The organism is Streptomyces sp. NPDC050549 (assembly GCF_040655035.1).
Taxonomy (GTDB): Bacteria; Actinomycetota; Actinomycetes; order Streptomycetales; family Streptomycetaceae; genus Streptomyces.
The window spans coordinates 59,002-72,036 of sequence record NZ_JBFAJD010000038.1; the positions used below are offsets into that span (position 1 = coordinate 59,002).

Consider the following 13,035-nt stretch of genomic DNA (forward strand, 5'->3'; position numbering starts at 1 on the left):
CCGACGCCCGGAGTGCGGCCACGTTCAGCCGAAGAACACCCCGACCTCCTCGTACAGCTTCGGGTCCACCGTCTTCAGCTGGGCCGTGGCCTCCGCGATCGGTACGCGGACGATGTCCGTGCCGCGCAGGGCGACCATCTTGCCGAAGTCGCCGTCGCGGACGGCCTCGATGGCGTGCAGGCCGAAGCGGGTGGCGAGCCAGCGGTCGAAGGCGCTGGGGGTGCCGCCGCGCTGGATGTGGCCGAGGACGGTGGTCCGGGCCTCCTTGCCGGTCCGCTTCTCGATCTCCTTGGCCAGCCACTCGCCGACCCCGGACAGCCGGACGTGGCCGAAGGAGTCGAGGGTGCCGTCCTTGAGGACCGCGTCGCCGTCCTTGGGCATGGCTCCTTCCGCGACGACCACGATCGGTGCGTACGACGACTTGAAGCGGGAGGTGATCCAGCCGCACACCTGGTCGACGTCGAAGCGCTGCTCGGGGATGAGGATGACGTTGGCGCCGCCGGCCAGGCCGGAGTGGATCGCTATCCAGCCGGCGTGGCGGCCCATGACCTCGCAGACCAGGACCCGCATGTGCGACTCGGCGGTGGTGTGCAGCCGGTCGATGGCCTCGGTGGCGATGCCCACGGCGGTGTCGAAGCCGAAGGTGTAGTCGGTGGCGGACAGGTCGTTGTCGATGGTCTTCGGTACGCCGACGCACGGCACGCCGTACTCGTCCGAGAGCCGGGCGGCTACACCGAGGGTGTCCTCGCCGCCGATCACGATGAGCGCGTCGACCTCCTGCGCGGCGAGGTTCTCCTTGATACGGCGAATGCCGTTCTCCAGCTTCAGCGGATTTGTGCGGGAGGAGCCGAGGATGGTGCCGCCACGGGGCAGGATGCCGCGCACGGCGGGGATGTCGAGACGGACGGTGTCGCCTTCGAGCGGCCCTCGCCAGCCGTCCCGGTAGCCGACGAAGTCGTAGCCGAACTCCTGGACGCCCTTGCGGACGATGCCCCGGATGACGGCGTTGAGTCCGGGGCAGTCGCCGCCTCCGGTCAGTACTCCGACACGCATGGAAGATTCCCTTCGCCGCAGTTTCCCGTGACAGCCACGCTAGTGGTGATCCAGGTCACAGAGGGATGGGCGGGAAGGTCAATTCCGTGATCAATTCCGTTGAATTGTCGGGGAGTTGATCTACCGGACCTGTCTACGCGTCGTCGAGCCCGCGCTCTATCGCGTACCGCACCAGCTCCACCCGGTTGTGCAACTGGAGCTTGCCCAGGGTGTTCTGGACGTGGTTCTGGACCGTGCGGTGCGAGATGACCAGGCGCTCGGCGATCTGCTTGTAGCTCAGGCCCTTGGCGACCAGGCGGAGCACCTCGGTCTCGCGGTCGGTCAGTTGGGGCGCCTTGGGCTCGTCGCTGCCGGCGGCCGGCAGCGGGTCCGAGGCCAGGCGGCGGTACTCGCCGAGGACCAGTCCGGCCAGCCCGGGGGTGAACACCGGGTCACCGACCGCCGTCCGGCGCACCGCGTCCAACAGCTCTTCCGTGGACGCCGACTTGAGCAGATAGCCGGTCGCGCCCGACTTCACCGCCTCCAGTACGTCCGCGTGCTCACCGCTCGCGGAGAGGACCAGGACGCGCAACGCCGGGTTGGCGCCCACGAGTTCCTTGCAGACCTGGACGCCGGGCAGCACCGGCAGGTTCAGGTCCAGGACCAGGACGTCGGGGGCGGCGGCCCGTGCCCGGCGTACCGCCTGCTCACCGTCCCCGGCGGTGGCGACCACGTCGAAGCCGGACTCGGCCAGGTCGCGGGCAACCGCGTCGCGCCACATCGGATGGTCGTCGACCACCATGACCCTGATCGGGCCCCGCTGCTCACTCATCGTGTCCCCGCCTTCCCCCGCGCCTTCGGTACCTTCAGCTCGACTTCCGTGCCCTGTCCGGGAATCGAGACCAGCTCGGCGCTGCCGCCCAGGTCCCGCAGCCGGCCCCGGATCGACAGGGCGACCCCTAGCCGCCCCTCCCCCTCGGCCTGCGCCAGCCGCCCCTCGGGGATACCGGGCCCGTCGTCCCGTACGGTCACCACGACCTCCCCGGGCTCGTCCTCGACCAGGATCCAGGCACGGGCGTCCGCACCGGCATGCCTGCGCACATTGTCCAGGGCGGCACCAACAGCGGCGGCCAGCTCCTTCGCGGCGGGCGCGGGCAACGGCACCGGGGCACCGGGCTCGGCGAAACTCACCTTCGCGGCGGCGTACGGGGCGAGCAGCGGGCGCAGATCCACCGGACCGTCGCCGTCATCACCGGATTCTTCCTCCACGGCCCTCACGACCGCGCCCTCCGCCGCGTCCAGCGACACCCGGGAGACGGGCACCAGGCCGCCGGAGACCAGGGTGCGCAGGGCGATCTCCTGCTCGCCCGCCATCCGGCCCAGTTCGCCCGCCTCACCGCCGAGCACGGCACCGCGCCGCTGCACCATGGCCAGCACCTGGAGGACACCGTCGTGGATGTCCCGGGCCAGCCGCTCCCGCTCCCGGGTGGTGGCCTCGATCTCCAGGGCACGGGCGAGGGTGCGCTCGGAGGCGCGGGCGACCTCCACGACGTAGCCGATCGCGATGGAGGCGACCCAGACGAGGACCACGTTGTGGACGGTGTCGCGGGCCGGGGAACCGCGCTCGATCAGGTTGGCGACGGCGACCGGGGTGGAGGCGAAGGCGGCCCAGCGCCAGCCGCCCTTGATGGCGTAGGCGAGGACCGAGCCCGCGGTCCATATCGACGGCAGGGTGGGGCCGCCGCTGTTGATGTGGTGGTCGTCGGCGGCGAGCGGGGTGAGGACGATGCCGGTCAGCGCGATCGCGAGGTCGACGGCGAGGAAGCGCTTGGTGCAGGCGACCGCGCTCTGCACGCGGGGCAGGGTGGCGAGCGTCCAGACGAACAGGACGACGTAGAAGGCGATCGCGATGCCCGGGCGGTCGAACTGGTCGTACTCGGAGGCGAACAGTCCGACCGCGTACAGCATGGTCAGCACCCGGTAGCCGCTCAGGGCACGCCACAGCGGCTGCTCGACGGACATCCTGATGACACGCTCGCGCTTGGCCACGATCCCCACCCCCGACACAGACCGGCCCCACCCTAGGGGCTCGTCTGTTCCTTCTCCGCTTGTGCGAGCGCGGCCTTGGTGGCCTTGTCCGCCTCCTTCTCGGCCTTCGCCGCCTCCGCGAGCTGCCGCTTGGCGGCGGTCGCGTAGATGTCCACGTACTCCTGGCCGGAGAGCTTCATGATTTCGTACATGACCTCGTCGGTCACGGCGCGCAGCACGAAACGGTCGTGCTCCATGCCGTTGTACCGGCTGAAGTCGAGCGGTTTGCCGATCCGGATGCCCGGGCGCATCAGCTTCGGCACGACCTTGCCGGGCGGCTGGATCTTCTCCGTGTCGATCATCGCCACCGGGATCACCGGGGCGCCACTGGCGAGCGCCACGCGCGCGAGGCCGCCGGGTTTGCCGCGGTACAGACGGCCGTCCGGGGAGCGCGTGCCCTCCGGATAGATACCGAACAGTTCACCGCGCTCCAGGACGTCGAGCCCGGCCTTGATCGCGGCCTCGCCCGCCCCGCGCGCACCCGAGCGGTCCACCGGAAGCTGGCCGGCCCCCTTGAAGAACGCGGCCGTCAGCTTGCCCTTCACCCCGGGCGTCGTGAAGTACTCGGCCTTCGCGATGAAGGTCACCTTGCGGTCGAGGACCGCGGGCAGGAAGAACGAGTCCGAGAAGGAGAGGTGATTGCTCGCCAGAATGGCGGCACCCTCCGCCGGAATGTTCTCGAGGCCCTCCACCCACGGCCTGAAGGCGACCTTCAGCGGCCCACCGATGGCGACCTTCATCGTGCCGTACAACAACCGAGTGCCTCCTGTGTTCGTCGATCAGACCTTAACCCGGAGCACCGTCAAAGGACCCGACGGCCCTGGTCGGTGTCAGTGCGGTCGCGTACGGTTAACCGCACCTGGACTCGTTCACGCCTCACTCACGCACACCCTTCTCATGAACATGAACACGCCCCTCTCATGAACAGGAGACCGAAGGTGCCGGTCCTCCCCGGAGCCGAGCCGTACCGCCACGAGGGCGGGGAGGTCGGAGTTCTCCTCTGCCACGGCTTCACCGGTTCCCCGCAGTCGCTGCGCCCCTGGGCGGAGTATCTGGCCGAGCGCGGCCTCACCGTGTCGCTGCCGCTGCTGCCCGGGCACGGCACCCGCTGGGAGGACATGCAGCTCACCGGCTGGCAGGACTGGTACGCGGAGGTGGACCGCGAGCTGCGCGCCCTGCGCGAGAGCTGCTCGCAGGTCTTCGTCGCGGGCCTGTCCATGGGCGGCGCGCTGGCCCTTCGGCTGGCCGCGAAGCACGGCGACGAGATCAGCGGCGTCGTGGTCGTCAACCCCGGTATCAAGGTGCACGGCCTCGCCGCGTACGCCCTTCCGGTGGCCCGCCACCTGGTGCGTACGGCGCCGGGCATCGCCAGCGACATCGCGAAGGAGGGCAGCGAGGAGGTCGGCTACGACAAGGTGCCGCTGCACTCCGCGCACTCGCTGCGTAATTTCTTCCGGCTGGTCGACCGCGACCTCCCGCAGGTCACCCAGCCGCTCCTGCTGCTGCACAGCCCCCAGGACCATGTGGTGCCGCCGGCCGACTCGGCCCGAGTCCTCAGCCGCGTTTCCTCGGCCGACGTGACGGAAATCCTGCTGGAACAGAGCTACCACGTCGCGACGTTGGACCACGACGCGGACCGGATTTTCGAGGAGAGCTTCACGTTCATCGGCCGGCTCGCACCCAGTGTCGGCAAGCAGGCGTCCGACACGGGCCGGGTGAGCGAGCAGGAAGGGACGGCCACAGGTGGCTGAGCACGACTCCGACCGCGAGGGCCTCGAACCGGACGAGCAGGGCGTCCCGTTCGACGAGGAGGCCGCGTGGGCCGCGATCGTCGCCGGATACGGCGACGAGCCCAAGGACCCGCCGGGCGCCAAGCCGTTCAAGTCGATCGAGGACCTGGCGCTGCTCGACCCCGAGAAGAACGACGAGCAGCCCAAGGCCAAGGAGCAGGACAAGGTCACGGAGGAGCCCGCGCCCGCCAAGCCGCTGGGCAGCTCCGTCTCCTTCGCGCCCGGCGTCGGCGGCCCCCGTGACTACACCGCGCCGGACTCCTCCGAGGAGGACTTCGACGAGGACGACGAGGGCCACTTCGTACCGCCGGAGCCGCCTCCGCTGCCGGCCGCCGACACGACTGCCAAGTTCGCCTGGCTCGGGGTGATCGGCGGTCCGATCCTCCTGCTGCTGGCGGTGCTGCTCGGCTGGGACATGACCTGGTGGCTGGCGACCGTCGGCATCGGCGGCTTCCTGGGCGGTTTCGGCACGCTGGTGATGCGGATGCGGACGGACGACGAGGAGGGCGACGATCCCGGGCGCGGGGCCGTGGTCTAACTCGCGGGAATTCTGAGGGCGGCCAGGACCGGGAAGTGGTCCGTGGCCGCCCTCAGGTCTGTGTCCGTCACTCCCGGCTGCTCCGACGGCACCCCGCAGCCCAGCACCTCGACGCCCGGTGTCGCGAAGATCGCGTCGATGCGCTGGAAGGGGTTGCCGGGGGTCCAGGTGTACTCCGCGCCCCAGGGGCTGGTGGCCCAGCAGTCCTGGAGGTCCTTGGCCAGCCGGGTGAAAGTGCGGCCGCCGGGGCGGTCGTTGAGGTCGCCGCCCGCGATCGCGTGGTCCACGCCCATGCCGGCCAGCCGGTCGAGCACCATGCCGCCCTGGTCGTAGCGCTCGTCGTCGCGCAGGCTGAGGTGACAGCTGAGGACGCCGAGCCGGGCGGCGCCGAAGTGGACGATCGCGGTCGCGAAGCCGCGGCGGTGTTCGCCGGGGGTGAGCGGGAGGAGTACGTCCTCGGTTCGCTCGACCGTCGCCCGCAGCGAGCAGAGCAGGGCCGGGCCCGCGGCGGTGCCTCCTCCGGAGAGGACGACCAGGTCGGACGCGGAGGCCAGGCGGGCGAGCTTCTTGCGCCAGCGGAAGAAGCGGGGTGCTTCCTGGACGAGGACGAGGTCCGGGGCACAGGCCCTGATCACCCGGGCCAGGGCGGCGGTGTCGTCGCGCATCGAGCGGATGTTGTAGCTCAGGACGCGGACGATCGCGGAACCGTCGGATTCGGTACGGGAGTCGGGGAGCGGCGCCATGTGGATCAATTTACGCTGCCCGACAGCTCGGGGCGCGGCGTACGTGGGCGACTGCCGGTCGGATGTGGCTGGTCGCGCGCGCGGCGGTAGTCGCATATCGACTACCGCCCCGCGCCCCCAGGTGGGCACAGTCGCCGTACGTCTACATGATCGGGTCGGGTTCCCTTGCCAGGTCCGCCGCGCCGACCATCCCCGCCTTGTTGCCCAGCTGTGCGGCGATCACGTCGGCCACCGGGCGCCAGTTGCCGCCCACCAGCCAGCGCTTGTAGGACTTGCGGATCGGGTCGAGGACGAGTTCGCCCTCGTCCGAGAGGCCGCCGCCGACGATGAACGCGGAGGGGTCGAAGAGGGAGGCCAGGTCCGCGAGGCCGGCGCCGGCCCAGCGAGCCAGTTCGCGGTAGGAGTCGACGGCCACCGGGTCGCCCTGCCGTGCCGCCATGGAGATGTGCTTGCCCTCGATGCCGTCGGGGGTGCCGTCGCCGAGGGAGAGCAGGACGTCGGCGGCCTCGGGGGTGGCGTTGGCGCGCTGCTTGGCGTAGCGGACGAGGGCGCGGCCGGAGGCGTACTGCTCCCAGCAGCCCTGCGATCCGCAGCCGCACAGCAGGCCGTCGGGCACCATGCGGATGTGGCCGAACTCGGCGGCCACCCCGAAGTGCCCGCGGCGCAGCTTGTTGCCGATGATGATGCCGCCGCCGAGGCCGGTGCCGAGGGTGATGCAGATGACGTTGCGGTGGCCCTTGCCGGCGCCGAACTTGTACTCGCCCCAGGCCGCGGCGTTCGCGTCGTTCTCGACGACGACGGGGAGACCCACGCGGGCCTCGACCTTGTCCTTCAGCGGCTCCTGGCGCCAGTCGATGTTCGGCGCGAAGTACACGGTGGAGCGCTGCCGGTTCACGTAACCTGCCGCGCCGATGCCCACGCCCACGATCTCGTGCCCGGCGCGCGCTCCGTCGACGGCTGCGGCGATGGCGTCGACGATGCCCTCGGGCGTGCCCGGGGTGGGCACCTGGTGGGTCGACAGGATGTTGCCTTCCTCATCGACCACGCCGGCCGCGATCTTGGTGCCGCCGATGTCGACGCCGATGGTGAGTCCCATGAATCCCTCAGTTTCGGTCGAGCCCCGCTACGGCCCACCGTACCCGAGGGGCCGACGTCGGATTCGCGACGTCGGTCCGGAGAACGGGACCGTCACCACCGTGCGGACGGGACGGCGGCGGCGGACCCTCGGGACTGGCTGGGGCCTGTCCGACGGGTCAGGTCGCAGGAGAGTGACGGTGGCTGATCGACTCCGGTGAGCGGGGTGTGGTGCGTGCAGCTGCAAGGCGGAGGAGGGAGTCGACGCGGTGGGGACACCTCCCGTCCGAAGGCTGGGAGACGTCGGCGACCGACGACAACGCGGCTGGAGTCCCCCCACGCCTTTAAGGCAGTGGGGGGAGGGCCACCACACCCCGCGTCTGCGGCAGGACCCGCCGGACAGGCCCTAGTCGAGGTCGATGCGCTCTCCCGGGCCGGAGTCGTCGCCGGGGTCGCGCAGGTTCTTCAGTTCGCTGTCGCGGGCCGTCCAGCGCTGTTCCTGGGCCTGGACGGCGGAGCGGTACGCGGCGAGGAGTTCGCCCCCGGCCGCCGCGAGGTGGTCGAAGACGTCCGGGTTGCGTTCGATGACGGGCTCGACGGCGGCCTTGGCCTGCTGGACGACCTGCTTGACCACCTGCTGGGCGGCCGGTCCCGCGACCTGGCCGAGCAGCGGGGACTGGAGGCCGGACAGCTTGTCCGCGACGGTGTCGACGAGCTTGCGCAGTTCCTCGGCGGCCGAGCCCGGGGGCGGGCCGTACTGGGTGCGGCGGCGGGCCTTCTCCGCCGCGAGGTCTTCAGCGGCCGCCGTCGCCCAGGCGTCGGCGTCGGTCGCCCGCACCTCGTCGAGCGCCTCTTCCTTGCCGGCGTCGTACGGGGGGAGCTCTTCGCTCATGACGGACTCCTGACTACGGTTCGTCTCTACGACGTTACCCGAATGGGCGTACGTGCTTCACGTCTCCGCATCCACCAATACTCACCCTCCCTGCGGCCACAGGCCCGGGTCGGGCGTGAAGCGGATGCGCAGCTCGCCCTCGCGCAGGGCGGCGCCGGCCACGGTGCAGCGGCGCAGGGCCGACGGCAACGGCACGATACGGCGGAACTGGCCGACGGTGACCACGAGTTCGTCGCCGCGGCGGACGAGGTCCAGCTCGTCCCGTATCGCGCCGGGCAGCGGGATGTGCCAGACCAGAACGCCGTCCTCGGCGAGCTCGTCGGTCACGGGCCACTCGACCGTGGAGCCGGTCGCGTTGACACCGGGCACGGCGAGCGCGGCGAGGTCGTCGGTGCCGCGTGGGTCGTGGCCGAGGTGGCGGACGTGCCGGACGTCGTACGTGCCCTGCCACTCGTCCAGGGTCTTGCGCTGCTGGGCGTTGAAGCCGGCGAGCCAGGTGTCCTCGACGGACTCGGGCAGCACCCGGTTGGCGACCAGCGCGTCTGGGCGCAGTCCGCGCAGGGCGAGGGCGAGACCGGCCGCGCGGACGGCGTCGGCTCCGGCCGGTCCGGGCTCGGCGACCAGGCGCACGGACGTGTTCCGGTCGGCGAGGACCGCCTCGACCGCGGCCAGTTCCACGTCCCAGCGGCCCGCCGTGTCGTAGAGCCACTCCGAGGGCATCGGGACGCCGGCGAGGCGGCCGAGCACCGGACGCAGGGCGCGGGCAGCCTGGCGCTCCGCGGGGAGGAGGCGGCGCAGGTAGCGGCGGAGTTCCTCGGGGAGGGCGAGGAGGGCGAGTGCGTGGCGGGTGGGCGGAAGGTCGACCACGAGCAGGTCGTAGGCCTCCGACAGGACCGCGTCACGCAGGGCGCGGAGCAGGGCCAGTTCCTCGGCGCCGGGGAGAGGGGTGAGTTCCTCGGCGTCCAGTCGGGCGGCGCCCAGGACTTCCAGGGCGGAGGAGGCGCGGTTCTGGAAGGCGGTGAGGTCGGTGCGGAACGACTCCGTGGCGTCGGGGCGCCAGGCGGTGAGGTGTTCGGTGACCTGTACGGGGGCCGCTCCTGTCGGCACCCCCAGGGCCGCGCCCAGGGTGTCGCCGCGGTCGGCACCCAGGAGCAGCGTGCGGGTGCCGGTGCCTGCGGCGGCTTGTGCGGTGGCTGCGGCGATGGTGCTGCGGCCGCTGCCGCCTGGGCCGGTGATCAGGAGGGTGCGCATATGAGTGAACGGTAGTCGGTCGGTGGGCGCTGGGCGCCGCCACCGGGGCCTGCCGCACCCCAGACCCCCGCTTCGGCCCCGAAAGGGCCTCGTCCTCACACTCCGGAAGGGCTGACGGACGACCGGCGCTGAAAAGGTCCTCCGACAGCTCCCGCTACTTCCCCCCCGACTCCACCCGCTTCTTCAGCCCCGCCAGCGCCCGGTCGATGATGACCTTCTCGGCCTTGCGCTTGATCATGCCCAGCATGGGGATCTTGACGTCCACGGTCAGCAGGTACGTGACCTCCGTGGCACCCGCGGCCGTGGGCTTGAGGAGGTAAGAGCCGTCCAGGGAGCGCAGCATCTGGGACTTGACGAGGGTCCAGGAGACCTCGTTGTCGCCGGTCCAGGTGTACGCGAGGACCTGGTCGTCCTTGATCGCGCCGGCGTCCATGACGAGGCGGACCTGTTCGGCGCGGCCCCGCTCGTCGGTCTTGAGGACGTCAGCCTCCTTCACCTCACCGGTCCAGTCCGGGTAGCGGGCGAAGTCGGCGATCACCTCCATGACGTCGGCCGGTGCCGCCTCGATCGTGATGCTCGAACTGGTGTGTTCCGCCATCGCTGTGGCTCCTCCAGATGCGGACCGGCAGGGCGTCGTCGTCGTGCGCTTGCGCGTGCAGCGTGAAGGCTACCTCCCCGCCAACCCCCTTACCGCACCCCCTACCTGCGGACATCAGGAGGAGGTCACCACTCCAGTGCCCAGGGCCTGCCGCTCCCCGCGAAGTGCCCCACGTTCACGCACTCGGTCGCCCCGATCCGCATCCGCCGGACGAGCGGCTGGTGGACGTGGCCGAACAGCGAATAGCGGGGCCTGGTGCGGCGGATCGCGTCCAGGAGGGCCCGGCTGCCGCGCTCGAAACGGCGCGCGACGGTGTCGTAGACCAGCTCGGGGACCTCGGGCGGGATGTGCGTGCACAGGACGTCGACCTCGCCGACGGCCTCGATCTTGGCGGCGTACTCCTCGTCGCTGATCTCGTACGGGGTGCGCATGGCGGTGCGCAGGCCGCCGCCGACGAAGCCGAACGTCCAGCCACCGATCTCCACGCGTTCGCCGTCGAGCACGGTGGTTCCGGGTCCGGCGTACTCGGGCCACAGGGTCGGCATGTCGACATTGCCGTAGGTGGCGTACGTAGGGATGGGGAAGGCGGCGAACATCTCCGCGTACTGCTTGCGGACCGCCTTCTCGATGAGGGCCGCGCGGTCCCCGCCGACCGTGCTCCAGAGGCGGGCGCCGAGTTCGCGGGCCTCCTCGAAGCGGCGGGCGGTGCGCAGCTCGACCAGGCGGTCGGCGTTCTCCTCGCCGAACAGTTCGGGGAAGATGCCGCGCGCATGGTCGGCGTAGTCGAGGAAGAGGACCAGGTCGCCCAGGCAGATCAGGGCGTCGGCACCCTCGGCGGAGGCGGCCAGGTCACGGGCGTTGCCGTGCACGTCGCTGACCACATGTACGCGTGTCCTGGAGTTTCCGGACGGTGTGGGTGCCATGACGATCAAGCGTAGGCGTGTGCGGCAAACGTGAACAGTGGCGGCCTCGCTCGCCGTTACTGGCCAGTCAAGAAAGGCGTGGACTACTGTGCGCGAGGAAACACCAATCTGTGTGACGCAGCGAACATCTCGCCGGACCCCCCTGTCGTAGGAGCCATACCGGCGGGTAACGTCCGGGCAGTCCAGTCGTGCTCAGGATTTCAATCACCCGGTCCTGACGCACCTGCCCGAGCCTTGGACCGGACCGTCGCATCACACAACGTCGTGGCGCCGGCGCCCTATGAGGAGCAGCAGTCTTGCGCGAGTTCAGCCTTCCGGCTTTGTACGAGGTCCCTGCGGACGGCAACCTGACCGACATCGTCCGCAGAAACGCCGCGCAGCACCCAGATGTCGCCGTCATCGCCCGCAAGGCGAACGGCGGCTGGCAGGACGTGACCGCCACGGTCTTCCTGGCCGAGGTGCACGCCGCCGCCAAGGGGCTCATCGCCTCCGGCGTCCAGCCCGGCGACCGGGTCGGGCTGATGTCCCGCACGCGGTACGAGTGGACGCTGCTCGACTTCGCGATCTGGTGTGCGGGCGCGATCACCGTGCCGGTGTACGAGACCAGCTCACCGGAGCAGGTGCAGTGGATCCTGAGCGACTCGGGTGCCACGGCCGTGATCGTGGAGCAGGACGGGCACGCCGCCGCCGTCGAGTCGGTGCGTGACGGGCTGCCCGCGCTCAAGCACGTCTGGCAGATCGACGCCGGCGCGATCGACGAGCTGGGCCGTGCGGGCAAGGACGTCTCGGACGCGACCGTCGAGGAGCGCAGCTCGCAGGCGAAGGCCGACGACCCGGCGACCATCGTCTACACCTCCGGTACGACGGGCCGCCCCAAGGGCTGTGTGCTCACCCACCGCAGCTTCTTCGCGGAGTGCGGCAACATCGTGGAGCGGCTGCGCCCGCTGTTCCGCACCGGCGAGTGCTCGGTGCTGCTGTTCCTGCCGCTCGCGCACGTCTTCGGGCGGCTGGTGCAGATCGCGCCCATGATGGCGCCGATCAAGCTGGGCCTGGTCCCGGACATCAAGAACCTCACCGACGAACTCGCCTCGTTCCGGCCGACGTTGATCCTCGGTGTGCCGCGCGTCTTCGAGAAGGTCTACAACTCGGCGCGCGCCAAGGCGCAGGCGGACGGCAAGGGCAAGATCTTCGACAAGGCGGCCGACACCGCGATCGCGTACAGCCGCGCGCTGGACACGCCGTCGGGTCCGTCCCTCGGTCTGAAGATCAAGTACCGGACGTTCGACAAGCTCGTCTACAGCAAGCTGCGCGCGGTGCTCGGCGGCCGGGGCGAGTACGCGATCTCCGGCGGGGCTCCGCTGGGCGAGCGGCTGGGGCACTTCTTCCGGGGCATCGGCTTCACGGTCCTGGAGGGCTACGGGCTCACCGAGTCCTGTGCCGCCACGGCCTTCAACCCCTGGGACCGGACGAAGATCGGCACGGTCGGGCAGCCGCTGCCCGGCTCTGTCGTACGCATCGCGGACGACGGCGAGGTGCTGCTGCACGGCGAGCACCTGTTCAAGGGCTACTGGAACAACGAGGCGGCCACGGCCGAGGCGCTGGCCGACGGCTGGTTCCACACCGGGGACATCGGCACCCTCGACGAGGACGGCTACCTCCGGATCACCGGCCGCAAGAAGGAGATCATCGTCACCGCGGGCGGCAAGAACGTCGCCCCGGCCGTGATCGAGGACCGGATCCGCGCGCACGCGCTGGTCGCGGAGTGCATGGTCGTCGGGGACGGGCGGCCCTTCGTGGGGGCGCTGATCACCATCGACGACGAGTTCCTGGGCCGCTGGGCGGCCGAGCACGGCAAGCCGGCGGGTTCCACCGCGGCGTCGCTGCGCGACGACCCGGATCTGGTGCAGGCGATCCAGGACGCCGTCGACGACGGCAACGCCGCGGTGTCGAAGGCGGAATCGGTGCGGAAGTTCCGCATTCTGTCCTCCCAGTTCACGGAGGAGTCGGGCCACCTGACGCCGTCCCTGAAGCTCAAGCGGAATGTGGTGGCGCGGGACTACGCGGACGAGATCGAGGCCATCTACCAGAAGTAGGCGGCCGGTTGGG

The 13,035-nt window shown here is 70.7% G+C and carries 13 protein-coding genes; 3 read left to right on the forward strand and 10 right to left on the reverse strand.

Translation table 11 applies throughout. The features are described from left to right. Positions 1–24: 24 nt before the first annotated feature. The 4 genes from AB0I51_RS38105 to AB0I51_RS38120 form a co-directional block, all read right to left on the reverse strand. Positions 25–1,053: a 6-phosphofructokinase gene (locus AB0I51_RS38105; RefSeq protein ID WP_362982966.1), complete on the reverse strand. Its 1,029-nt coding sequence runs from the start codon at positions 1,051–1,053 to the stop codon at positions 25–27. A gap of 133 nt (positions 1,054–1,186) precedes the next feature. After that, positions 1,187–1,864 carry a response regulator transcription factor gene (locus AB0I51_RS38110; RefSeq protein ID WP_362982967.1) on the reverse strand — a complete coding sequence of 226 codons (678 nt, stop codon included), beginning with the start codon at positions 1,862–1,864 and terminating at the stop codon, positions 1,187–1,189. Further along, positions 1,861–3,081, reverse strand: coding sequence for a DUF5931 domain-containing protein (locus AB0I51_RS38115; RefSeq protein ID WP_362982968.1), 1,221 nt, complete (start codon positions 3,079–3,081; stop codon positions 1,861–1,863). The genes AB0I51_RS38110 and AB0I51_RS38115 overlap by 4 nt, the downstream gene beginning before the upstream one ends. A 32-nt stretch (positions 3,082–3,113) precedes the next feature. Next, entirely contained in the window at positions 3,114–3,860 is a 747-nt protein-coding gene (locus AB0I51_RS38120) for a lysophospholipid acyltransferase family protein (RefSeq protein ID WP_362982995.1), read from the reverse strand. Between the two features lie 198 nt (positions 3,861–4,058). Here AB0I51_RS38120 and AB0I51_RS38125 point away from each other — a divergent pair, with 198 nt between their 5' ends. Further along, on the forward strand, positions 4,059–4,871 hold the full coding sequence (locus AB0I51_RS38125) for an alpha/beta fold hydrolase (protein ID WP_362982996.1): 813 nt from the start codon (positions 4,059–4,061) through the stop codon (positions 4,869–4,871). Further along, positions 4,864–5,448, forward strand: coding sequence for a hypothetical protein (locus AB0I51_RS38130; protein WP_362982969.1), 585 nt, complete (start codon positions 4,864–4,866; stop codon positions 5,446–5,448). Before AB0I51_RS38125 ends, AB0I51_RS38130 begins: the two co-directional genes overlap by 8 nt. On the opposite strand, the gene AB0I51_RS38135 is transcribed toward AB0I51_RS38130, so the two are convergent. From AB0I51_RS38135 to AB0I51_RS38160, 6 genes are all read right to left on the reverse strand, one after another. After that, the gene (locus AB0I51_RS38135; RefSeq protein ID WP_362982970.1) at positions 5,445–6,191 is read right to left on the reverse strand and encodes an endonuclease/exonuclease/phosphatase family protein; all 747 of its coding nucleotides are present in this window, start codon (positions 6,189–6,191) and stop codon (positions 5,445–5,447) included. The genes AB0I51_RS38130 and AB0I51_RS38135 overlap by 4 nt on opposite strands. Positions 6,192–6,333: 142 nt before the next feature. Next, positions 6,334–7,287, reverse strand: a complete 954-nt coding sequence (locus tag AB0I51_RS38140; RefSeq protein WP_362982971.1) for an ROK family glucokinase — start codon at positions 7,285–7,287, stop codon at positions 6,334–6,336. A 384-nt stretch (positions 7,288–7,671) separates the two neighbouring features. Beyond that, positions 7,672–8,157 (reverse strand): DUF5304 family protein, encoded by a 486-nt coding sequence (locus AB0I51_RS38145; protein ID WP_362982972.1) that lies wholly within the window; start codon positions 8,155–8,157, stop codon positions 7,672–7,674. Between the two features lie 81 nt (positions 8,158–8,238). Beyond that, positions 8,239–9,408, reverse strand: a complete 1,170-nt coding sequence (locus AB0I51_RS38150; RefSeq protein ID WP_362982973.1) for an ArsA-related P-loop ATPase — start codon at positions 9,406–9,408, stop codon at positions 8,239–8,241. Positions 9,409–9,562: 154 nt separating this feature from the next. Continuing rightward, positions 9,563–10,006, reverse strand: a complete 444-nt coding sequence (locus AB0I51_RS38155; RefSeq protein ID WP_362982974.1) for an SRPBCC family protein — start codon at positions 10,004–10,006, stop codon at positions 9,563–9,565. A gap of 125 nt (positions 10,007–10,131) precedes the next feature. Continuing rightward, entirely contained in the window at positions 10,132–10,887 is a 756-nt protein-coding gene (locus tag AB0I51_RS38160) for a metallophosphoesterase (protein WP_362982997.1), read from the reverse strand. A 338-nt stretch (positions 10,888–11,225) separates the two neighbouring features. Here AB0I51_RS38160 and AB0I51_RS38165 point away from each other — a divergent pair, with 338 nt between their 5' ends. Then, positions 11,226–13,022, forward strand: a complete 1,797-nt coding sequence (locus tag AB0I51_RS38165) for an AMP-binding protein (protein ID WP_362982975.1) — start codon at positions 11,226–11,228, stop codon at positions 13,020–13,022. Positions 13,023–13,035 lie beyond the last annotated feature (13 nt).